General features: G+C 51.8%; 20 protein-coding genes. 7 read left to right on the top strand and 13 right to left on the bottom strand.

Annotation, left to right across the window (positions count from 1 at the left end):
* Positions 1 to 789: 789 nt before the first annotated feature.
* Complete coding sequence (locus HMPREF0494_RS10405; RefSeq protein WP_007124934.1) at positions 790 to 2,202, top strand: arylsulfotransferase family protein; 1,413 nt, start codon at positions 790 to 792, stop codon at positions 2,200 to 2,202.
* A 185-nt stretch (positions 2,203 to 2,387) separates the two neighbouring features.
* On the opposite strand, the gene lysS is transcribed toward HMPREF0494_RS10405, so the two are convergent.
* From lysS to pth, 11 genes are all read right to left on the bottom strand, one after another.
* Positions 2,388 to 3,911 carry a lysine--tRNA ligase gene (lysS, locus tag HMPREF0494_RS10400; RefSeq protein ID WP_040459078.1) on the bottom strand — a complete coding sequence of 508 codons (1,524 nt, stop codon included), beginning with the start codon at positions 3,909 to 3,911 and terminating at the stop codon, positions 2,388 to 2,390.
* 23 nt (positions 3,912 to 3,934) lie between these two features.
* Complete coding sequence (gene dusB, locus HMPREF0494_RS10395) at positions 3,935 to 4,933, bottom strand: tRNA dihydrouridine synthase DusB (protein ID WP_007124932.1); 999 nt, start codon at positions 4,931 to 4,933, stop codon at positions 3,935 to 3,937.
* A gap of 113 nt (positions 4,934 to 5,046) precedes the next feature.
* Positions 5,047 to 6,006, bottom strand: coding sequence for an Hsp33 family molecular chaperone HslO (hslO, locus tag HMPREF0494_RS10390; protein WP_007124931.1), 960 nt, complete (start codon positions 6,004 to 6,006; stop codon positions 5,047 to 5,049).
* Positions 6,007 to 6,076: 70 nt separating this feature from the next.
* Positions 6,077 to 8,197 carry an ATP-dependent zinc metalloprotease FtsH gene (ftsH, locus tag HMPREF0494_RS10385; protein ID WP_007124930.1) on the bottom strand — a complete coding sequence of 707 codons (2,121 nt, stop codon included), beginning with the start codon at positions 8,195 to 8,197 and terminating at the stop codon, positions 6,077 to 6,079.
* Positions 8,198 to 8,284: 87 nt separating this feature from the next.
* Positions 8,285 to 8,827 (bottom strand): hypoxanthine phosphoribosyltransferase, encoded by a 543-nt coding sequence (hpt, locus tag HMPREF0494_RS10380; RefSeq protein ID WP_007124929.1) that lies wholly within the window; start codon positions 8,825 to 8,827, stop codon positions 8,285 to 8,287.
* Positions 8,828 to 8,829: 2 nt separating this feature from the next.
* Positions 8,830 to 10,209 carry a tRNA lysidine(34) synthetase TilS gene (gene tilS / locus HMPREF0494_RS10375; RefSeq protein ID WP_187368701.1) on the bottom strand — a complete coding sequence of 460 codons (1,380 nt, stop codon included), beginning with the start codon at positions 10,207 to 10,209 and terminating at the stop codon, positions 8,830 to 8,832.
* 4 nt (positions 10,210 to 10,213) lie between these two features.
* Positions 10,214 to 10,711, bottom strand: a complete 498-nt coding sequence (locus tag HMPREF0494_RS10370; protein ID WP_007124927.1) for a S1 domain-containing RNA-binding protein — start codon at positions 10,709 to 10,711, stop codon at positions 10,214 to 10,216.
* An 83-nt stretch (positions 10,712 to 10,794) separates the two neighbouring features.
* A complete protein-coding gene (locus HMPREF0494_RS10365; RefSeq protein WP_007124926.1) occupies positions 10,795 to 11,151 on the bottom strand; it encodes an FtsB family cell division protein in 357 nt (118 codons plus the stop codon).
* A gap of 103 nt (positions 11,152 to 11,254) precedes the next feature.
* Positions 11,255 to 11,518, bottom strand: coding sequence for an RNA-binding S4 domain-containing protein (locus tag HMPREF0494_RS10360; protein WP_007124925.1), 264 nt, complete (start codon positions 11,516 to 11,518; stop codon positions 11,255 to 11,257).
* A gap of 13 nt (positions 11,519 to 11,531) precedes the next feature.
* Positions 11,532 to 15,068 (bottom strand): transcription-repair coupling factor, encoded by a 3,537-nt coding sequence (gene mfd / locus HMPREF0494_RS10355; RefSeq protein WP_040459077.1) that lies wholly within the window; start codon positions 15,066 to 15,068, stop codon positions 11,532 to 11,534.
* Positions 15,069 to 15,090: 22 nt separating this feature from the next.
* On the bottom strand, positions 15,091 to 15,651 hold the full coding sequence (gene pth, locus HMPREF0494_RS10350) for an aminoacyl-tRNA hydrolase (protein ID WP_040459076.1): 561 nt from the start codon (positions 15,649 to 15,651) through the stop codon (positions 15,091 to 15,093).
* Positions 15,652 to 15,864: 213 nt separating this feature from the next.
* Between pth and cbpA the strand changes: the two genes are divergently transcribed.
* Positions 15,865 to 16,503, top strand: a complete 639-nt coding sequence (gene cbpA, locus HMPREF0494_RS10345; protein WP_007124922.1) for a cyclic di-AMP binding protein CbpA — start codon at positions 15,865 to 15,867, stop codon at positions 16,501 to 16,503.
* Between the two features lie 283 nt (positions 16,504 to 16,786).
* On the opposite strand, the gene HMPREF0494_RS10340 is transcribed toward cbpA, so the two are convergent.
* On the bottom strand, positions 16,787 to 17,152 hold the full coding sequence (locus tag HMPREF0494_RS10340; protein ID WP_007124921.1) for a type II toxin-antitoxin system PemK/MazF family toxin: 366 nt from the start codon (positions 17,150 to 17,152) through the stop codon (positions 16,787 to 16,789).
* A gap of 15 nt (positions 17,153 to 17,167) precedes the next feature.
* Positions 17,168 to 18,292, bottom strand: a complete 1,125-nt coding sequence (gene alr / locus HMPREF0494_RS10335) for an alanine racemase (protein WP_007124920.1) — start codon at positions 18,290 to 18,292, stop codon at positions 17,168 to 17,170.
* Positions 18,293 to 18,537: 245 nt separating this feature from the next.
* On the opposite strand from alr, the gene HMPREF0494_RS11130 reads away from it, so the two are divergent.
* The 5 genes from HMPREF0494_RS11130 to dltD are packed head-to-tail and all read left to right on the top strand — an operon-like array spanning position 18,538 to position 22,999.
* Positions 18,538 to 18,681: a teichoic acid D-Ala incorporation-associated protein DltX gene (locus HMPREF0494_RS11130; protein WP_081445955.1), complete on the top strand. Its 144-nt coding sequence runs from the start codon at positions 18,538 to 18,540 to the stop codon at positions 18,679 to 18,681.
* Positions 18,671 to 20,230, top strand: a complete 1,560-nt coding sequence (gene dltA / locus HMPREF0494_RS10330; RefSeq protein ID WP_404803170.1) for a D-alanine--poly(phosphoribitol) ligase subunit DltA — start codon at positions 18,671 to 18,673, stop codon at positions 20,228 to 20,230. The genes HMPREF0494_RS11130 and dltA overlap by 11 nt, the downstream gene beginning before the upstream one ends.
* Positions 20,230 to 21,447 (top strand): D-alanyl-lipoteichoic acid biosynthesis protein DltB, encoded by a 1,218-nt coding sequence (gene dltB, locus HMPREF0494_RS10325; protein WP_007124918.1) that lies wholly within the window; start codon positions 20,230 to 20,232, stop codon positions 21,445 to 21,447. Before dltA ends, dltB begins: the two co-directional genes overlap by 1 nt.
* Positions 21,448 to 21,477: 30 nt before the next feature.
* The gene (gene dltC, locus HMPREF0494_RS10320; RefSeq protein ID WP_003714041.1) at positions 21,478 to 21,717 is read left to right on the top strand and encodes a D-alanine--poly(phosphoribitol) ligase subunit DltC; all 240 of its coding nucleotides are present in this window, start codon (positions 21,478 to 21,480) and stop codon (positions 21,715 to 21,717) included.
* A complete protein-coding gene (gene dltD / locus HMPREF0494_RS10315) occupies positions 21,710 to 22,999 on the top strand; it encodes a D-alanyl-lipoteichoic acid biosynthesis protein DltD (protein WP_007124917.1) in 1,290 nt (429 codons plus the stop codon). The genes dltC and dltD overlap by 8 nt, the downstream gene beginning before the upstream one ends.
* Positions 23,000 to 23,041 lie beyond the last annotated feature (42 nt).

The following is a 23,041-nucleotide window of genomic DNA, read 5'->3' as shown; positions in this document are numbered from 1 at the left end:
AGTTAACTAACTAAGCAGTCAATCAACATGTTTCTTATATCATATATCAATTTAACTTGTCAAGAAGAAATTTTAATTAATTTTGAATTCCTTCTGATCAATAACTCAATCAGCAACTTTATCAATATATCATGTTGTCAATTAGATGTCAACAATTATTTATAATTTTAACTTGAATCATCTCAACAGCACTGCACTGTTTTGACAACGGTAATTACTATACATGGATTTCACTCCCTCGTCAACACTTTTTTATCAACTTTTTTCACGATTTTAAATAGCCGAACTTTATACTTTTTTTGAATTAAATTGTATGTATTAAAGCAAAAATAATTGTCAAACACTTCTTTATTTAGTAAAACTCACGTAATCTCCAACACTAACTTTTCCAAAAAAGTTCCTTCTACTACCATCTAACTTGGCCAACTAAAATAAACGCTAAAATTGACTTTTCTATTTTTCCAGAATAAAACCAAGAATCTCAGTTAATTACCGCGACTCTTGGCTTCAAATTTAAAGCTATTATATTCACTCCGACACGCCAACCTTAAAGTGATTAAGCAATTGACAATCCTTCGCTTTGCAAAATTATTGATTATAATATTTATTTGGTCAATAATGTAAGCGATATCTGAAAACCGTTAAGAACGGATCCTGTTAAAAGCACCAGATTATTTCGTGATTACTGGTCTAAATACCACAGAATCTGCTATCTTCGCAACAGTAAAAAATCTCTCTAACTTGCATTTACTACTTTCTAAGTTTTGAATAATCAAAGGAGTGGAAAAAATGGGACAATCAATATTTCCAACCGGAGTTACTAACTTCAAACCTAGTAAAACTTGGTCGGGTTATACACTATTCAATGCTAAAAATAAAGGTACAATCTTAATCGATATGAACGGAAAAGTTGTTCACGAATGGAAAGATTTACAGGGCTTCCCTAATAAAATGATTAATGGTGGTAAAGTTTTCGGCTCTTTACGCTGTCGAAAAAGCAGTGACGCTTATCAAGACTATGCCGATTTAACCGAAATTGATTGGGACGGTAATATTCGATGGTCATTTACCCACAATGAAGAAGTTACCGATCAAGGGATAGGAAAAACATGGGTTGCAAGAGTCCACCACGATTATCAACTTGAAGGAAATCCGGTGGGGTATTTCGTACCTGGGCAAGAAACAAAAGATGACTTTAAAAAAGTTTTACTTCTTACTCACCATGATCGAAAAATTGATCCAATATCACCCTATCCCCTTCTTGATCATGTCTTATTAGAAATTGACCGCGATGGTAACAAGCTTTGGTCTTGGAGTACACTAGATCATTTTAATGATTTTCCATTAACTGATGAACAAAAAAATGCAATCTTTAAGAACCCCAACTTTCAATCTACTAGTAATGAAGGGGACGTATTTCATATTAATTATGCTAGTTATCTTGGACCAAATAAATGGTTTGATCAAGGTGACCAGCGATTCAAACCGAATAACATTCTAATGGGATCGCGTGAAGCAATGATGAGTTGGATTGTTGACCACGATACTGGGAAAATCGTTTGGCTATTAGGTCCTGACTTTACTAAGAGTTTTGCTTTACGTAAATTAGGACCCCTAGTAGGGATGCATAATGTGCATTTAATTCCTAAAGGTTTACCTGGCGCCGGAAATATTCTTGCTCTCAATAACGGAGGCTGGGCTGGCTATGGCGCACCTAACCAGACCTCGTCAACCGGAATGAAAACAACACGCATTGATGGATCAGAGGTTATTGAATTTAACCCAATTACCTTAGAAAAGAAATGGAGCTTTTCTGCAAAAGATATGGGCTATAAAGCAGCAGCCCACGCTAATTACTTTTACTCTCCATTACAAGGTAGCGTCCAACGGCTTCCAAATGGAAATACATTAATTGACGAAGGTGCCGGCGGACGTTTCTTAGAGGTTACGCCAAGTCATGAAATAGTTTGGGAATATATTTATCCATATATTGCTGATCATCTAATTTATCGTGCTTATCGAATCCCTTATGATTGGATCCCCCAATTATCTCATTCAACAGAAGTAGCAGTAACTCCGCCAGCTAATAGCGAGTTTCACCTACCAGGAGCTGCTGATCCGAGCCTCAATCCAAACAATACGGTTTCAGTCCCTGGAACTTATGGCTATAATAAACCATCACCAGCCAAAAATAATAATTAAATTCTCTCAATATTAACATTTAAAAAGACCCGTACACTGCAAATCAGGTACGAGTCTCTTATTTTTAAAATTGGTGTATTTTTGGTGTACACACCATTTTTTATAAGCAATTTCAATACTAGTAAGCAAGATAAAGTAAAGGCTTAAATTGCCCTCGAAGCCCAGCATTACAACAATTACTGGTCTTACTTCTTCTTGTTCTTTTTCTTCTTACCGTTCTTTTCTTCCTTTTCGGGACGCATGGTTGGGAACAAGATCACGTCCCGGATTGACTTGGCGTCGGTTAAAAGCATTACCAGACGGTCAATCCCAATCCCGAGGCCCCCGGTTGGCGGCATCCCGTATTCGAGCGCCTGAACGTAATCGAGGTCGACTGGTTCGGCTTCATCGTTTCCGTTGGCCTTTTCCTTCGCCTGCATCTCGAACCGCTCCTTCTGGTCAATCGGGTCGTTCAGTTCGCTAAAGGCGTTCCCCAGCTCGCTACCGTCAACGTATAGTTCAAAGCGGTCAGTCATGGCCGGGTTGTCCTTATTCCGCTTGGCTAGCGGGGAAACTTCGACTGGATATTCATAGACAAAGGTCGGCTGAATCAGGGTGTCCTCCACGTATTCTTCAAAGAAGGCGTTCAGAATGTGGCCCTTCGTCCAGTACGGCTTAAACTCAATCTTGTGTTCTTCCGCCAGCTTCTTGGCGTCGTCATCGGTCATCGCGTCGTCGCCAAAGTCGATACCAGTCTTTTCCTTCACCGCGTCGACCATCGTAATCCGCTTAAAGTCGCCACCGAGGTCAATTTCCCGGCCCTGGTAAGTAATCTTACCGTCGTCAGAAACTACCTTGGCCGCCGCCTTAACGATCCCTTCCGTTTCGTCCATCACGTCTTGGAAGTCAAAGTAGGCCGCGTAGGTTTCCATCGTTGTAAACTCTGGGTTGTGGTGCGGGTCCATCCCCTCGTTCCGGAAGATCCGGCCGAGTTCGTATACCCGCTCAAAGCCGCCGACGATCAGGCGCTTCAGGTAAAGCTCGGTCGCAATCCGCAGGTACATATCGATGTCCAGGGCGTTATGGTGGGTCACGAACGGCCGCGCATTGGCCCCACCGGCCTGGGTGTTCAGGATTGGCGTTTCCACTTCGGTAAAGCCGTGGTCATCCATGTACTCCCGCACGGCCTTGATAATTGCCGTCCGCTGGTGGAAGCGCTTGAAACTCTCCGGATTGGAAATCAGGTCCAGGTAGCGCTGCCGGTAGATAGTCTCCGGGTCCGTGACCCCTTCCCACTTATTCGGCAACGGCCGCAACGCCTTGGACAAGAAGGTGATCTTGTGGGCCCGCACGGTTAATTCACCGGTATTGGTCTTAATGACGTCTCCTTCAATCCCGAGGAAGTCGCCAATGTCGGCCCGCTTAAAAATGTGGTACTGTTCGTCCCCGACCATGTCCTTCCGGGCGTAAACTTGGATCTTGCCAGTCCGGTCAACGAAGTCTGCAAAGCCCGCCTTGCCGCTGCTCCGCTTCCGGGTCATCCGGCCGGCAATCGTAACCATCTCACCCTTTTCGTTCAGTTCATCCTTGTCGTATTGGTCATATTCATCGTGCAGGTCCTGGGCCAGGTGGTCACGCTTGAAGCGGCGGCCAAATGGCTCAATCCCGGCCTCCTTGAGTTCTTCCATCTTTTCCCGACGAACACGCATTTGATCTAGTTCTTGAGACACAGATTTCTCCTCCTCTGTTGAGTTTAATTTACACTTTGCTGTTCCCGTTCAGCAGTCTTTTCGGCAAAGCGGTCAAAGATGTCATTCATCTCCTGCCGCGTTTCGGCTTCGACCAGTGCGGCCTTTGTCCGGGCCGACCGGGGAATTCCTTTGAGGTAGTAGGTTGACAGGCCGCGGAACTCCCGGACACCGACGTATTCCCCCTTTAGATCAATCAGGCGGTTCAGGTGTTCCTTGGCCATCTTAATCTTCTTTTCCGCGCTCGCTTCCGGAAGCAGTTCCCCGGTTTCCAGGTAATGGGCCGTCCGGGTCAGCATCCACGGATTGCCCATTGCGGCCCGACCGATCATTGCGGCGGTGGCCCCGGTCATTTCGAGCACCTTTTTGGCATCTTCTGGTGTCCGAATATCACCATTCGCCATGAACGGGATTGTCAGCTGATTAGCTACTTCCTTTAGTATATTCCAATCAGCGTGGCCCGTATACATCTGTTTTCGGGTCCGGCCGTGCATGGCAATTGCAGCCGCCCCGGCCCGTTCAGCGGCTAGGGCGTTTTCTACGGCGTAAATGTGCTTATCATCCCAGCCCGTCCGCATTTTGACCGTCACCGGCTTCTTAACCGCGTCAGTCACGTAGGAAACCATCTCATAGACCTTCTGCGGGTCCAGCAGCCACCGAGCCCCGGCATCGGTTTTAACGACCTTGTTGACGGGGCAGCCCATGTTGATGTCGATGACATCCGCCGCAGTGTGCTCGTCCACGTACTTCGCCGCTTCCACCAGCGTTTCCTTCGTCCCGCCGAAAATCTGGATGCCCATTGGGTGTTCAGTCGGGTCGACGTCCATCATGTTCAGGGTCTTTTGGTTATGGTACATAATTCCCCGGTCGGAAATCATCTCACACACCACGTAGCCCGCACCAAATTCCTTGCAGATTACCCGGAAGGCCGAGTTGGTCACCCCGGCCATCGGTGCAACCACCACCTGGTTCGGAATTTCAACCTCACCAATCTTCCACTTCATACGTTCACCTCATTACTTAATTCGGCACAAGTGAGCTGGCTTCAATTGTGCATTTGATTTGTGGTTCGATAACCCAACCATCATAGCACACCCCGGTGGTCAGAACCAAGTAACTACTTCTGGTCATCTTGCTTGGCGGCCTGGTTCTCCTGAGCAGCGGTTTCCTGATCGGCCGCCGCGTCAGCCAGTTTCTTATCGTAAATCAGCTGTAATTCGTCTTCGGAAAAGTCGTACTTCTTCCCGCAGAATTGGCAAACTGTTTCAGCATGGTGGTCTTCATTAATTAATTGCTTTAGGTCGTCCGCACTGATACTCTCCAGGGCGTGGGCAAAGCGCTGCTTGTTGCAGTTACACTCGTAGCGGACCGGCATTTTAGCCAAAATCTTGAGCTGGTCACCGAAGAGTTTGCCTAAAATATCCTCAGGCGTATCGCCATCACGAAGCATCTCAGAAACTAATGGCAGGCCCTTGAGTTTCTCTTCCAGCTTGCTGATTTCCTCATCGCTGGCCCCCGGCAGCACTTGGATCATAAAGCCGCCGGCCACCTGGATGCTCTCATCAGGGTTAACGAAGACGGACAGACCAACCGCGGACGGGATCTGCTCAGACTGGGCCAGGTAGTAGGTAAAGTCATCCCCCAGCTCGCCAGAAACCAGGTTAACTTCCCCAGTGTAAGGGGTCTTGTCGCCAGGCGCCATTTTGGTAACGGAGAGGGTCCCCTTCGTCCCCACAGCCCCAGCTACGTCAATCTTGCCCTTGCTATTAGCCGGCAGGTTGACGTGCGGGTTGCCCATGTAGCCCTTGACCGTTCCATCGGCAGTCCCGTCAGCGACGATGTAGCCAACCGGGCCGTTCCCCTGGATTTTGACCGTCATCCCGGCTTCGCCTTCCAGACCAGCCGTAGCTAACAAGAGGGTCCCAATCAGGGTCCGCCCCAGGGCAGCCGATGATGCCGACCAGGTATCGTGAATTTCGTGAGCCTTCTCGACCAGCTGGGTGGCGTTGACCGCGTACGCCCGAAACTTGCCATCCTTCGTCATACTTTTTACTAGGTAATCCGTTGTTTTTGTCATGATTATTCCTCCTTGCAAAACAAAATAGGAGCCCCGCCATTAAGGCGTGTCACTCCTATTTTAACATTGATTAAGCTTGGTGATCATCGTCATCGTCTGACTGGTGGTCAGTTGGCGTTGTCGAGTCATCAGCTGGCTGATCCTGCTGATCCGCGTCTTGACGGCCGGCCTTTTCGTTGGCCTTGTCAGTCCGCTTTTCATCTTCCAGCCGTTCCAAGGCCCGCTTCGATTCTTCAAAAGTCTGGGCGTAGGCCTTTTCGTCGGCTTCCGCGTGGTCCTTGTTCGGAATCTTGCCCGTCTTGTACAGGCTCAGGATTTCCTTTTCATCCAGCGTTTCGTACTTCAGCAGCGCTTCAGCAATTACCTTATGCTGCTCCCGGTGGGTTTCCAGAATGTGGAGGGCTTGTTCATGCCCCTCATTCAGGATCCGGCGAACTTCTTCATCCACCAAGGCCGCGGTCTTTTCGGAGTATGGTGACTGGTCGTAGCCTTGACCAGTGAAGACCTGACCAGAGCTTTGCAGCTCAACCGGCCCGATCTTGTCGCTCATCCCGTACTGGGTTACCATGGCCCGTGCAATCTGGGTCGCCTGTTCAAAGTCGTTTGAAGCACCCGAAGACTGGGACTTGAAGATCAACTCTTCGGCAGCCCGACCACCCATTAAACCGGCGATCTGTTCTTCGGCGTTCTTCTTGGACATCAGCATCTGGTCTTCCCGCGGCAGCATAATCGCGTAACCGCCTGCCCGGCCCCGTGGTACAATCGTAACCTTGTGAACTACCCGGGCATCGTTTAGAACTAAGCCGACAATGGTATGGCCGGCTTCGTGGTAGGCGACGGTCTTGCGTTCTTGCGGAGATTGAACCCGGTCATGCTTAGCTGGACCGGCGATTACCCGGTCTTCGGCTTCGTCTAGGTCGGCCGCGTCAATCTCAGTCTTGTTCCGCCGGGCCGCCAGCAGGGCCGCCTCATTCAGCAGGTTGGCCAAATCGGCCCCCACAAAGCCAGGGGTCTGCTTGGCAATTTCCTTGAGGTCTACATCCGGAGACAGCGGCTTGTTCTTGGCGTGAACCCGTAAGATGGCTTCACGGCCCTTAACATCTGGACGGCCCACCAGGATCTTCCGGTCAAACCGGCCGGGCCGCAGGAGGGCCGGGTCAAGGACATCAGAACGGTTGGTAGCAGCCATCACGATGACCCCTTCGTCGCCCTGGAAACCATCCATCTCAACCAGCAGTTGGTTCAGCGTTTGTTCACGTTCGTCGTGACCACCGCCCATGCCGTTGCCACGGCGGCGACCAACCGCATCGATTTCATCAATGAAGATAATCGCGGGGGCCGCCTTCTTTGCCTGGTCAAAGAGGTCCCGGACACGAGATGCCCCAACCCCGACAAACATTTCCACGAAGTCAGAACCAGAAATGGAGAAGAACGGTACCCCTGATTCACCAGCGACCGCCTTGGCCAGCAGGGTCTTACCAGTACCCGGAGGCCCCTCCAGCAGGACCCCAGACGGAATCTTGGCACCCAGCTTGGTGAACTTCTTTGGATTCTTTAAGAATTCAACAACTTCGACCAGTTCCTGCTTTTCTTCCTCTTCACCGGCAACGTCTGAGAAACGAACTTTATTCTTCTTGGCATCCGCTGGTTTGGCCTTGGTCTTTCCAAAGCTCATTACCCCACGGCCGCCACCGCCTTGGCCGGCTTGGCCCATCATCATGTAGAAGAAGAAAATCATGATGACCAGTGGCAAGACCGTCAACAGCAGGTTCATCCAGATACTGTTGGATTCCTCAGCCTTAGTGCTCAGTTTAACGTTGTGCTTGTTAGCATACTTTTGCAGCTGGCTAACCGTCACGTCACTTTCGAGGACCGAACTCTGGAATTGTGAAACCTTGTTGTTGCGTTGCGTGGTTAAAGCAAAGCCATTGTTGGAGCTACTATTGTTTGTCTGTGGCTTCCGGTAGCTCCCGGTCACCTTGTAGACCCCACCATTTGGCTGAAGCTGGACACTCTTAATCTTGTTGCTCTTCAGTTCAGAGATAAACTCGCTCTGGGTAACCGTCTTACTCTGCCCGGTGGATTGGTTACCCCCGAAGAAAAAGTAGGCAATGCCCATAATACACAAGAACATCACTGCGTAGAAGAGAACGTTATGAGTAAAATTATTATTACGCCGATTGTTGTTCATAACAACCTCCTATCTACCAGCAACTTAATTTAATTGTACCAACTATAATAGCATACTTGACAATCATTGACCATTAAATCGCCAGCATTAGTTTTCACTATACACGGACGGCTTCAAGACGCCGACGTACGGCAGGTTCCGGTAGTAGCCCTTGTAGTCCAGGCCGTAGCCGACCAGGAATTCATTGGGAACCTTAAAACCGTAGTATTCAACCGTGACGTCAAATTCCCGGCCATCCGGCTTGTTGAGCAGTGAAACCGTCTTAACACTCTTGGCACCGCGGCCTTTGAAGAGCTGGACCAGGTATTCCAAGGTCCGGCCGCTGTCAACGATGTCCTCGGTAATTAGCACGTTGCGGCCCTTAACATCGGTCGTCAGGTCATGAATCAGCTTGAGGTGCCCCGTCGTTGCAGTCCCCCCGAAGTAGGTCGAAACGTCGATAAAGTCAAGCTGGGCCATGATGTCCATCTTCTTAATCAGGTCGACGGTAAACAGCACTGCTCCAGACAGGACGGACACAATCAGCGGGTCCTTGTCCTGGTAATCAGCCGCCACTTGCTTAGCCAGGCGGGCAATCGCGGCTTGAATATCTTCCTCGCTGTACAGCACTTTTTCAATGTCGTTGTTCATGGTTAATCTCCTTTATCCTTCTTCATGCTAATTATCACGTGGCGCCAGCGCTGCCGGTAATCGACCGGGCGGGTAAACCAGGCCCACTTTCGGCCAAGCAACCAGACCGGCTCATCGTGAGCGTCCACGAGGACCAGCTGGTGCTGGCGGGCAGCATTGGGAACCTTTTGGTCGATCAGAATCCGGCGGACCAGCTGGTGGCCGCCCTGTTTCAGACGCAATGCGTCGCCCGCTTGCCAAGGGCGTAGCCGCAGGGGGAACTGGTCGGGCGCCAGCCACATCTCCTGCCCCGCTAAGTGGTCCGGTCCACTCCCCGTGGCAGTCCCGACCCGGATCGCCTGCCGGTCGCTGATGCGGTACCATTGGCCCAATTCTACCACAGTCGATAATTCATGTTGCCCTTTTCCCGGATTTTTCTTGGCCTCGGCAATCCGGCAGCGCTGGTAGTCCTTAATTAACCGTTCACCGCCGGGAAGCGCGAGACTCCGCTGGGGAACGGTGGAGTTTTTCAGCAACCCGACCACTTCATCCAGCAAACGCTGTTTGATGTTGGGCAGCCGCTGTTCAAGCCAACGTTGGAGAACCAAGCGCTGGGCGGTCTCCGGCAGTTGTCCCCACTTGTCCAGACACAATTCTTCCCCGTCTTGAACCCGGTCCAGCTGGCCCTGCACTTCCTGGTCCTGCCAGGCAAGCAGGTCAGTCAGCTGCTGGCGGTAACTGGCCAGGTGCTGAACGAATTGGGGATTTTCCCGTTCCAAGGCTGGAATAATCTCGTGCCGATAGCGGTTCCGGCTGATTGTCAAATCCTGGTTGGTCGTATCCTCATACCAGCGGATTCCTGCGGCAACGGCATAGGCCCGCAGCTGTTCCTTGCTAAAGGGGAGGAGGGGCCGTATTAGCCGGCCGCCCGTAAAGGGACGGACGGCATTGATCCCGACTAGCTGGCTCAGCTGGCCGCCGCGCACCAGCTTCATCAGGATTGTCTCCGCCAGGTCATTTTGGTGGTGGGCCGTCAGGAGGATTGGGCTCTGCCGAGCTGCCATCACCTCGGCAAAAAAGTGGTAGCGAAAGCGCCGGGCTGCCTCTTCAATCCCGGTTTGCGGATGGGCCGACCGTGGCCAGTGCTTGACCAATAACGGTAAGTCGTGAGCACGACAATATTGGCGGAGGTACTCCTCCTCCTGCCAGCTCTGCCGGCGCAGTTCATGGTTAACGTGGGCAACGGTAACTGTCGGCCGCAACGGGGCGGGCAAGCGGGTCACCAGGGATAGCAGGACCATCGAGTCGACCCCCGCCGAAACAGCCACCACCACCCGGTCGCGCTTATCAAAAAAGCGACCCCCTTGCAGGTGCCGCTTAAACTGTTCTTCGAGTTTGACCATCAGCTTAGCTCCGCCGGCCGCCACGACCGCCGCGCTTACCGTCAGTCTGCCGCTTGAGGGTTGACAGGCGGGACTCGCTTTCTTTGAGGTAGCCGGCCAGCATATCGTTGAAGTCCTCATGCTGGCGGCCGTACCCATGGTGACCGCCGTTGCCGAAGCCACCCCAGTAGTTATTCTGGTGGCTGTGGAAGTCATGCTGACGGTTTTCATGGTGGAAGTGGTGCTTGTTTTCAGCATGGTGGCCGCCATGCTCTTCTTTTTGTTCATGTGGTGCGGCCGCCTTCATTGACAGGGCAATCTTCCCATCGTCACCAATCCGGGTTACCTTTGCCGTGACGGTGTCGCCAACAGCTAAAACATCATGAACGTCCTTAATATACTTATCAGAGATTTGACTGATGTGCACCAGTCCCGTTTGGTTATCATCTAAATCGACAAACGCCCCGAAATTCGTGATTCCCGAAACCTTGCCGGAAACCTTTGCTCCCACTTCAATTGCCATGAAACTAGTAGTTCCTCCTCAAATCATCCAGAATTTGTGATTAATTGTAGTTGAGTATACCATACCCACTTCCGAAAAAGGAACTAATTATCTAAATTATAGATAGTTTCGCCCTTCTTGGAATAATTGTACTTGGCACGGGCAACCTGCTGCGCATACTCCGGGTCATGCAAGAGCTTGATCTGCTGCTTGAGCTGCCGGCTGGTGCTGCGCTGTTTGTGCAGACTAGTCTGGTACTGAGCAATGTTGGCATTGACCTTCGCCAGCGTCCGCTTGCTTTGGAAAATCTGGATTCCCAAAATGATAAAAAGCACTAAAAAGACGAGCATAATCCGTCGACACCGTTTGGCGTGCACCTGCCGTTTCTGCTGATCAGCTGAAACCTGGTGAACATATGGTGTTTCCAACTGTGAAACCTTACTGTTGCCCTGCCTTGACATAACTTTCCCCCGCTTTTTACTGATAATAGTATCAGTATAGCAAGTTTACCCGCCAACTGTCTATATTAAGCGGGAAAATTATCAATTTTTTTATAAAAATCCATTAAAAGTTCTCTGCATACGTTTCGTCGACAATTTCGTACATCTCTTCCGCTTCGCTCTTCTTAGTCGTTTCCACGATTTGGTTGATTTTAACCGTCTCGGTCTTATTGCCGAATTTAATCGTCAAGGTGTCGCCAGCCTTAACCTTGGTCGAGGACTTGGCTGGGAGATTATTGACCAGAATCCGACCCTGGTCCGCGATTTCCTTGGCGACTGAGCGCCGTTTAATAATCCGAGATACCTTTAAGAACTTGTCTAACCGCATATTGCTTCCTCCATTACTTGCTTGTCTGTGTGTTTGCTTCGGCAACGGCCCGGCTAAGGCCGCTAGCAAAGTCCAAGAGCTGGTTTAACCAGTCGGTCTGCGTCATCTTCGGCTGGATCACCAGGCGCACCGTCAGCTGGCCTTCATGCTCCCCCAGCGTTGCCTTAAACTTTGTCTTTGCCAGGAGCTTGATGATCTGGGGAGCCTTAACCAGGTGGCTGCCAGCCGGGGTGAAGGTAATCAGGATGCTATCCCGTTGCCGCTTAATCTGTTCGATCATTGCCTCATCGGCGTGCTGCTTGAGCTTGCTAATCAGCAATAAGTTGCCAACGGCGGCCGGGTAGTCGCCAAAGCGATCAAGCAGGTCCCCCTGAATTTCCAGCAGCTCATCATCGGTCTGGGCCTGGCGAATTGCCTTATACAGCTCAATCTTCTGCCGTTGGTCATTGACGTAGCTGTCGGGCAAATAGGCTTCGACCCCGAGTTCAACCTCCGCATCTGCCCGGGCAGCCCTCTTCTTCCCCTGCTTGCGGGCCACCGCCTCGTTCAGCATTGAGGAGTAGAGGTCGTAGCCGACCGAGTCGATGAAGCCGTGCTGCTGCTTGCCGAGAATATTGCCCGCACCACGAATTGCCAGGTCCCGCATCGCAATCTTAAAACCGGACCCCAGCTCGGTAAAGTCCCGGATGGCCGCCAGCCGTTTCTCGCCCAGTTCCGTCAGGACCTTATTCGGCTGGTACATAAAGTAGGCGTAAGCAACCCGGTTACTTCGTCCAATCCGGCCCCGGATCTGGTATAGCTGGGCCAGGCCCAGGTGATCGGCGTTTTCGACAAAAAGGGTGTTGACGTTTGGAATATCGACCCCGGTTTCGATGATTGAGGTGGTCACTAGCACGTCGTAATTTCCCTGGATGAAGTCATACAGGACCGTTTCCAGTTCGTTTTCCCCCATCTTGCCATGAATGTAGCCAATGCGGGCATCCGGGACCAGGGCCTGTAACTTCATCACCGTTTCTTCAATGTCGCTGACCCGGTTATGCAGGTAGTATACTTGGCCGCCGCGGTTTAGTTCCCGGGTAATGCCGTCACGGATGGCCCCGCCATTTTGTTCCATCACGTAGGTCTGAATTGGGAAGCGACCCGCCGGCGGGGTTTCAAGTACCGACAAGTCCCGCACGCCAAGCATCGACATATTCAGCGTCCGGGGAATCGGGGTTGCCGTCAGCGTTAACACATCGACGTTGTTCTTCAATTCCTTTAGTCGTTCCTTGTGCTTGACCCCAAACCGCTGTTCCTCATCAACGATGACCAGGCCCAGGTCCCTAAATTGAACATCTTTGGACAGGATCCGGTGGGTGCCGACGACAATGTCGATACTGCCGGCGGCCAGGCCCGCGTCGGTTTCCTTCAACTCCTGGTTGGTTTTAAACCGGGACATCAGGGCAATCTTCACCGGGAAGCCAGCGAACCGCTTGCTAAGGGTGTCAAAGTGCTGCTGGGCCAAGACCGTCGTCGGGACCAAGAAGGCCACCTGTTTGCCGCCCGTGACCGCTTTAAAGATGGCCCGCATTGCCACTTCCGTTTTCCCGTAGCCAACGTCCCCGACGAGGAGGCGGTCCATCGGCCGCGGCTTTTCCATATCCCGTTTAACCTCCTTAATGCTGCGAAGCTGGTCCCGGGTTTCGGTGTAGGGGAAGTTGGCATCGAACTGAGCCTGGAGGTAGTCATCCGCCGGGAAAGCATAGCCCTTGGCAGCCTCCCGCTTAGCATACAGGTCGACCAGTTCGTCAGCAATGTCTTCAACCTTCGATGCGACCCGCCGCTTCGTCTTGGCCCATTCGTTCCCGCCAAGGCGGTTGATCCGGGGTGTCTTTGATTCCGCGGAAACGTACTTCTGGACGAGGTTCAGCTGAGTGACCGGGACAAAGATCTGGGCGTTATTCCGGTAGTTGATAATCATGTAGTCCTGGTGGACGCCATCAACTTCCATCGTCTTAATCCCGCTGAAGATCCCGATCCCGTGGTTGACGTGGACCACGTAGTCCCCCGGCTTAAGGTCGGTATAGCTCTTGATTCGCTCCGCATTGGCCAGCTTTTGGGCCCGGTGGCGGCGTTTCTTGACCTGTTTGAACAGCTCCCCCTCCGTGATGACTACCAGGCCGGCCGCCGGCATTTCAAAGCCATTATTCAGACTGGCCGCGACCAGCTGAACGGTATTGACCTGGAGCTGGTCGGCGGCCGTTTCAATCACCGGGATGCCAAAGTCGGTCAGCGTGCGGGCAATCTGCTGGCGCCGCTCATTACCGTCAGCCATGATAATGATGGTTTGCCCCTGGTCAGTCCACCGCTGCAGTTCGGTTTTGAGCAACGGCATTTGCCCAAAGAAACGCTGCATTGGCCGGCTGGTAATCTCGACCAGCTGACTGAAGCGGAGGTTCCCCGCCCCCTTTTTAAACAGGGCCCCGAAGAGCTGGGCGTGCTGGTCGGCCTTAACCAGTTTCGCAAACTCGTTGCTCAGGCTGGGGACGCTGACCAGCTGGTGGTACTTGACCTTTTCTTCCAGCCACCCCTGGTCCTCGTCCGCCAGCTTCCCTGCCCGGTCCTTCAGGCGGGAATAATCATCCAGGTAGAGTGCACCATCCGCTGCCAGGTAGTCAAGCAGCGAGTGCCGGGTCGGGTAAACGAGGTCGCCGAACTCCAGCATTTCATTAGGCAGCCGCCGTTCCTGCAGCGCCGTCAGCAGGGGAGTAAAGCGGTTATTGACCTGCTGGAGGATATCCGCATCCCCATCCTGCAATTCCGCCTTGAGCTGGTCAAACTGCTGCTTTACCGCCGCTTGAACCCGGGAAAACTCCGCGGGTGGCAGGATCAGGTCCGTTGCCGGTAAAATCTCCACCTCCTCAGCGTTGCCGACGCTCTTTTGGGTGCTGGCATCGAAATACCGAAGCGAGTCTACCTCGGTATCAAAGAGGTCAATCCGCACCGGGTTGTCGGTGTTAAGGGCGTAAACGTCAATGATCGACCCCCGGATGGCAAAATCGCCCGGACGCAGGACCATTTTCTGCAACTGGTAGCCCATGGCGCTCAGCTGTTGCCGAGCCCGTTCCGGGTCCAATTCGCCGCCGACGGCCACCTTCAGGGTCGCCTGGGCAAAGAATTCGGGAGCGAACACGTTCCGCCGCAGCCCGGCTACCGAGGTTACAACCACTGCCGGGCGCTGACTATCCAACGCGTCCAGGGCCTGAACCCGTTGCAGACGGTAATTGGGCGAGCTGGTTGCCACCTCTGCCGCTAAGACTTCCTCAACCGGAAACTGGTAAACCCGGTCGGGGGGCAGCAAGTTGGCAAGGTCATCGGCCAGCTCCTCCACCTGACTTAAACTGTCGACTACCGCCAAAACTGGTTGCTGGCTTTGTTCCACCAGTCCCGCTAACAGCAGTGTCCGTGCCGAGCCGGAAATACCGGTTACCAGTTGCCGCGTGCCCGGCTGCCGTTGCTGGAGCAGCTGCTTAAACTCAGGTGATTGTTCAATAAAGTTTGTTAGACGCACCGCGTGCTTGCCCCCTTGCAAATTAATTATAGTCGTTCATCAGCTGGGCGAAATCTTCGCCCTTAATCCAATCCTCTAAGGCGTGTTCGGCCTCTTCAACCGCATCATCAAACTGCGGGCGTTCTGCGGGGGTAAACTTTCCTAAGACGTGGCTAACCACCGTCCCATGTTGGGGGTGGTCAATGCCAAGTTTCACCCGGTTAAAGTTCTTCGTCCCCAGCGCATTGATAATGCTCTTTAAGCCATTGTGACCGCCAGACGCCCCGTGGGTTTTCAACCGCACCCGGCCAACCGGCATATCCAGGTCATCATTGACTATTACCAGGTCCGCAAGATCCAGCTGGTAATAGTCCACCAGCGGTCCTACCGCCCTGCCGGAGTCATTCATAAAGGTCGTCGGCTTAACCAGCATTACCTTCTCACCATTAATCACCCCGCTCGCCGCGACTGCCTCCTGTTTGAGGTGGCTAAACGCACCGAGCTGGTAGTCGCGTGCCAGCTGGTCAACCACCATGAAGCCCGTGTTATGCCGTGTCTCGTCATAGCGGCTACCGATGTTTCCTAAGCCCACAATCATTTTCATTCTTTTCTTCATCCCTTCGCAGTTAAAAATACAAAAAGGCCGCACGGGGACTCCCCCGTCCAGCATTGATTTCCTTTATTATACCTTAGCCGCGAAGCAAACCAAAGTGATTCAGTCCACCCCTCTTTATTGTTTCTCATTTTTCTCTCATCTTTTCCAAATATATGGTATGATGATTAGTGCACTTAATACAAAGCAGGAGACGTTCGTATAATGATTTTTAGCTCACTGATTAAAACCAAAGACCAGCTGACCACCCTGCCGGAAACGGCCACTCTGGAAGAAGCACTGACAGTTCTCGAAAATAGCGGCTACCGCTGTGTCCCTGTCCTTGATAAGTCGGGACGCATCTTTCGGGGGAACATCTATAAGATGCACCTGTATCGCCACAAGTCGCGCGGCGGCGATATGCACCAACCCGTGACCGCCCTGTTAAAAAACGCCACTAAGTTTGTTTCCATTAATTCGGCCTTCTTTTCCGTCTTCTTCGCAATGCGGGACCTGCCATACATCGCCGTCCTCAATGACGACAACCAGTTCTATGGCATCCTAACCCACCATAGTATGCTGCGGGTTCTTGCAGCGGGCTGGAACGTTAATAACGGGAGCTACGTCCTAACGGTCACGACTCCCGACGAGCGGGGATCGCTGATGACTGCTAGCAAGGAAATTACCCGCTATTGTCAGATTGTCAACGTGCTCTCGTTCGACCCGGAGCATTCGCCAATGAAGCAGGTCCTCTTCACCCTGCCAGCGGACGTGGACCACGCTAAGATGGAAAAAATCGTCCACCGGTTGCAGAAAAAGGGCTTTGAGGTCGCCGAAATTGAAGACCTGCACCACGGATACTAAAAGCTGTCACAAGAATAAACGACAAAGGGAGCGAGACAGAAGTCGGTTACGACTTCGTTTTTCGACGCGCAGCTAGCCTGTGGGGAGCCCCCGCGAGCACAAATAGGGCTTTAGAGTTCGGCTTTGCCGAGCACTGAAGCCCATTTGTGTACCGCGCTGTTCACTTTTTATCTCAATAACAGTCTCTTTGCTATTTTAAAGCTAGTAATGCAACAGCGCAGTAGCTGGCTGGCAGTTCCCCATACGCCTTGTCAAGGAGGTTGTTTCCCACTCCCACTCTCAATCACTTTTCCTTTTTCCCCAGGCCCAAACTGATCTGGAGCGCGTGGTTCACTGCCGTCATCCGTGCCGGGCCGATCTTGGCAATCCGGTCCTGCAAGCGCTGTTTATCAATCGTGCGCACCTGTTCCAAGAGAATTACCGAATTGCGGGTCAGGGAACTTTCCTTGTGGGGTAAGAACACGTGGGTCGGCAGCCGGCTCTTTTGTAATTGGGTAGTAATCGCCGCCACAATCACCGTCGGACTATAATGGTTGCCAACGTCATTTTGTAAAATCAGGACGGGCCGGACGCCCCCTTGCTCTGACCCAACTACTGGGGAGAGGTCCGCGTAAAAAATCTCACCCCGTTTTACCCGCTTGCTCGTCATCTTCCCGCTCCTTTATTAATAGTGATAAGTGCGATGAATCCGGTTATTAAAGTTCGTCAGGATCTCGTAGTTGATCGTCTGGGCCTGCTCCGCCATTTCCTCGGCGGTAATCGTCAAGGCCCCCGACCGGCCCATCAAAACCACTGGCGTATCGACCGGGTAGTATTTCGGCAGCCGAACCATCATCTGGTCCATGCAGACCCGGCCCGCGATTGGACAGTACTGTCCATCGACCAGCACCTTAAACCCGGTCATGCAGCGCGGGTAGCCATCCGCGTAGCCAATCGGCACCGTCGCCAGCCACTCGTCGTGTTTAGCGGTGTACGTGGCGCCATAGCTGACCGCCTCCCCCGCGGCCAGCTTTTTTACGAAGCTGATCGACGAACGGAGCGTCCCGACCGGCTGGAGGTGCAAGTCCTCCGGCAGGTCCGTTCCAGACGGGTTATAGCCGTACATCGACAGCCCCATCCGAATCGTGTTGGCGGTAATCTGGTCGCGGTGCCACAAGCCGGTCGCCGAGTTCGCCATGTGGGTGTACGGCGGCAGCTCATCCAGGCTCGCGATAAATTTCTGCCAGAGGGCGTACTGGCGGTCAAAATAAGTGTGGTCGGCGCTATCCGCCGTCGCAAAGTGGGTAAACATCCCCTCGAATTCAAATTCGGGATAGCGCCGCAGAATCTTAACGGCCTGGTTAAACTCGGCCACGTTAGTAAAGCCGATCCGCCCCATCCCGGTATCGACGGCCAGGTGGATCTTAAGCGGTTTTTTCCAGTTGAACTGGCGGGCAAACTGGTGGTACTTCGTCAGCCAGTCCAGTGAACCCACGGTCAGGGAAACGCCAGCCTCGGCAGCGACGTTGGCCTCTTCGACCGGCGTAATTCCCAGAACCAGGGTGATGACGTCAAGGCCGCTATCCCGGATTTCTAATGCTTCGTCAAGGATTGCCACGCACATGCCAGTCGCCCCAGCGCGGAGGGCAGCCTGGGCAACCGGGACCAGGCCGTGACCATAAGCATTGGCCTTAACGACCGCCAAGATTTTGCTATCAGCTGGTAAGGCAGCTTTTTGGGCCTGGATATTCTCCCCAAGTGCCCGCAGGTTAATTACATATTCCGTATTGCGGAGACGTCCACTTATCATTTATTACTCACTTTCTCAATTAAAAATTTTGCATCGACTACAATTTTATCAAAAATCACGGTCAGACGCACAACTCAAGTTGCAAAATCCCTAAGATTAGTTCCCCCACGCGCCGGGAATTGATATATAATTCTATTGTTGCGTTTTACTGGTGATTTGCTTATAAATTAACTAAAATTACCATAGTTGATTCACTATTTTAGTAAAACGTGGTATCTTCTTATAAGCGAAAGGAGTGATTCGTAATCTTTTCCAAAAGTATTAAGAATCATCCCACACTAAAGTTCATCTTAAAAACGGCTTTTTACTTTGTTGTAATTCTTCTGCTAATTTACCTATACGGTTATTATGGAGCAGGACAAGAGCCGTTTATTTATAATGAATTCTAACGTGGAGGAAAATAAATTGATTACAAATCTTGTTGATGCTTTTGACCAGATTGCTCAGGCTAACCAGGACCGGCTGGCCTACGACGAAATGGGCAAGAGCACTACTTACGGTGAATTGAAGGCGGCTGCGGACAGTCTGGCTGCTTGGCTCGACCAGCAGTCATTACCGGACCACAGCCCAATTTTAGTATTTGGTGACCATCAAGCCGAGATGCTGGCCTGCTTCTGGGCAGCCCTAAAAACGGGGCACGCCTACATTCCAGTTGCTGCGGACTCAGCCTTACCGCGGATCCAGTCAATCCTCGACACTGGAAAGCCGAGCCTGGTGTTTGCGGTTGATGATTTCCCTGGTGACCAGCTGACGGTAAGTGCACCGGTCGTCAAGCGGGATACCATTAGCCAGGCCATCGCTGCTCAGGAAGCGTTTGACGACCCGGACCCGGTGACGGGCGATGAACTGGCGTACGTCCTGTTTACGTCGGGAACTACGGGGTCACCCAAGGGGGTGGAGGTCAGCCACGATAATCTGGTAACCTTTACCAATTGGATGCTGAGTGACGAGTTTAACCTGCCGGCCCACGCCAATTACTTGGGCCAGCCACCCTACTCCTTTGACCTTTCAAATATGTTCCTGTATCCGGCCCTGATGAGCGGTAGTACGATCAAGGCCCTGCCGCATGAAGTGGTCGAAAACTTCGGCCAGCTCTTCACGGCCCTGCCAAAGCTGGACTTAAACGTCTTTGTCGGCACCCCTTCATTTGCGGATATGCTGATGCTGAGCCCGGCCTTTAGCGAACAGCAAATGCCGGGAATCACTGATTTCCTATTCTGCGGTGAAGAACTAACGGTCAAAACCGCCCAGAACCTGCAGAAGCACTTCCCCCACGCCCATATTTTCAACACATACGGGCCGACGGAGGCCACGGTGGCCGTTTCAGGAATTGAAATTACCCCGGAGATTGCGGCGAACAATGACCGTCTGCCCGTCGGCTATGCCAAGCCAGGTGTCGAACTGTCAATTTGGCAGGGTGACCAGCAGGTAACTACCCCGGGAGAACAGGGAGAGATTATCATCGCCGGTGACAGTGTTGCCCACGGCTACATGAATAACCCTGAAAAGACCGCTCAGGCCTTCTTCAAGCTGAATGGCCAGCCGGCATACCGAACCGGGGATGCTGGCGTCCTCGATGCGGATGGCCTGCTCCACCACAAGGGACGGATGGACTTCCAAATTAAGCTCCATGGCTACCGGATCGAATTGGATGAAGTGCGGGCTAGTCTGGAAAAGAGTCCCTACATCAAGCAGGCGGTTGCCCTACCAAAGTACAACCGGGACGGCAAGGTTACCCACTTGATCGCGGCGGTGATTCCAAAGAAGGACTTCGCCACTGAGGAGCCCAACCAGCTGACCGCTAAAATTCGGGAGAGCCTCAAGGAACTCATCATGCCCTACATGATGCCCACCCAATTCGTTTACCACGAATCCTTCCCCATGTCTGCAAATGGCAAGATTGCAGTGAAGCAAATGATTAAAGAGGTCAACCAATAATGGTTAATTGGATCTCAAGTCTGCCAAACTTTAGCGCCTACGGAACCCCGGTTTACTTTATTTACCTAATTCTTGCCCTTCTACCACTGGGGATTGGCCTTTACTTTGGCAAGCGTTTCAGCTGGTACGAGGCGCTGGTCAGCTTTGTCTTTATTTTCTTAATGTTTGACGGTAGCAGCTGGCAACAGGGAATTTCATTGATCGTCTACGTAATTTATGAAACCCTGCTCGTGATGTTTTACTCCCGGTACCGCCGACAGCAGAATAGTGCCGGTGTCTTCTACCTCCTCGCGGGATTATCGATCCTGCCCTTGGTAATCGTGAAGCTGTCGCCGGCAATGGTTGGCCATAATTCACTGCTCGGCTTTTTGGGAATCTCTTACCTGACTTTCCGGGCGGTCGGCACCATTATTGAAACCCGGGACGGGATGATTAAGGAAATTTCTCCCTGGAAGTTTATCCGTTTTATCCTATTTATGCCAACGATTACTTCCGGGCCGATCGACCGCTACCGGCGCTTTGAAAAGGACTACCGGCAGGTCCCGGCCCGCGGAGACTACTTAAACCTGGTCAGCAAGGGGATTTTCTACCTCTTCCTCGGCTTTTTGTATAAGTTCGTGATCGGTTATTTCTTCGGTCAACGCTTCTACCCGTTCTTTGAGCAGCTGGCAATGACCAACCACAGTCTGTTCTCCTGGAGTATGCTGGGAGTTATGTATACCTACGGTTTTTACCTCTTCTTTGACTTTGCTGGCTACTCGCTCTTTGCGGTCGCCATCTCCTACTTTATGGGTGTTCAGACCCCGATGAACTTCAAGCAGCCGTTTAAGTCCAAGAACATCAAGGAATTCTGGAACCGTTGGCACATCAGCCTGTCGTTCTGGTTCCGCGATTACATCTTCATGCGCTTTGTCTTCATGGCAACCAAAAAGCGCTGGTTTAAGAACCGGAATGCCTTGTCATCGACCGCCTATATGCTTAACATGGTTTTGATGGGCTTTTGGCACGGCATTACCTGGTACTATATCCTGTACGGTTTCCTGCATGGCTTTGCCCTGGTGGCGAATGACTGGTGGATGCGGTTCAAGCGCAAACACCTGCCAAATCTGCCCCACAATAAGCTGACCACGGGAATCGCCATCTTTGTTACTTTTAACTTTGTAATGTTTACCTTTTTGATTTTTAGTGGTTTCCTGGATACCTTTTTCTTTAGCTAACCACACCGCTTTATAGGAGGATTTATTATTATGCAAGAACAAATTATTAACATTTTAGCTGACGCAACTGGCCGTGACGCGGCTGACTTTAGCGATGCTTCCCAAGACCTGTTTACCAGCGGCCTGCTGGACTCGATGGCAACGGTCAGCCTCTTGTTAGGCCTCCAAGACGCCTTTGACGTCCAAGTTCCGGTTTCCGAATTTGACCGGAGCCAATGGAACACGATTGAAAAGATCGAACAACGGGTAAAGGAGCTTCAAAATGCATAACGGCCGGAAACTGTGGTCCATCTTTGGCCCTGTTCTCCTGGCGTTTGTCCTGATCGTGGTGCTGTTCTCGTTGCCAATTAAAAACAAGCATAGCACCGCAATGGAAAAGCAAGCGGCCGTTTCGCTCAGCCCAGTTGTCTTCAAAAACCAGTCAATCAAGCAGCAGGCCCTGAGCAATCAGCAGACCAAATTTGTGCCCTTTTTTGGTTCCAGCGAGCTGCGGCGGATGGATAAGTATCACCCATCCGTAATGGCCGCGCGGTACCATAATTACACGCCCTTCCTCTTTGGTTCCCGGGGGACCCAGTCACTGCCCCAGTTTTTCAACATTAACTCCATGGAAAACCAGCTGACGGACCAAAAGGCGGTTTACATCATCTCACCCCAATGGTTTACCAAGCAGGGGGTCAAGACACCAGCGTTCAAGTTTTATAACGGGACCTTTGCCGACCTGACCTGGCTGCAAAAGGCCAACCCGCGGTCGCCTTACGATCGTTACACTGCGCGCCGTTTACTGGCCCTGCGAGGGACAGACGGGACGATTGGGGCTGCGGCCCGCAAGATTGCCGCTGGCCACGCCCTCAGCGGTTGGGACCGGTTGGTGATCAACACGCGGGTCGGGATGCTGAAGCATGAGGACGCCCTCTTTTCTGAGTTCCAAATTAACGAAAACTACCAGAAACACATCCTGCCCAACATTGACAAGTTGCCGAAAAAGTATAACTACGACCGGCTTTACAAGGAAGCCGAGGCAACCGGTGAGCGGGATACCACCAACAACCGTTTCCGGGTTAAAAATAGTTTCTACACGAAGAAGATTAAGCCGCACGAAAAGCGGCTGGCGGGCAGCCAACGCAGCCTGAATTACACCCAATCCCCAGAGTACGGGGATCTTCAGGTCGTCTTAAACCAATTTAAGAACACAAATACCAACGTGCTGTTTGTAATCCCACCGGTCAACGCGAAGTGGGAACAGTTCACCGGTTTAGATATGCAGATGTATTATCGGTCGGTGGAAAAGATTAAGTTCCAACTCCACGAACAGGGCTTCGATAACGTCCTCGACCTCTCCCATGACGGTGATAAGACTTCCTTTATGGAAGATACTATTCACATCGGCTGGGCTGGCTGGGTCAAATTTGATCGAGTCTCTAATAGTTTCATTACTAGCAAGCAGCCAACGCCGCATTACCGGTTGAGCGACCGCTTCTTGACCCAACAATGGGCGAACCTTAATCCAACCCCGACGAACTTACAGCGCTTCAAGGAAGAATTGAAGTAATATAAAAGCCACTGATGATCTACTAGTCATCAGTGGCTTTTT

This window comes from Limosilactobacillus antri DSM 16041 (assembly GCF_000160835.1).
Lineage (GTDB): Bacteria > Bacillota > Bacilli > Lactobacillales > Lactobacillaceae > Limosilactobacillus > Limosilactobacillus antri.
The sequence above is the reverse complement of the archived record's forward strand: the minus strand, read 5'-3'. Positions and strand labels throughout refer to the sequence as shown.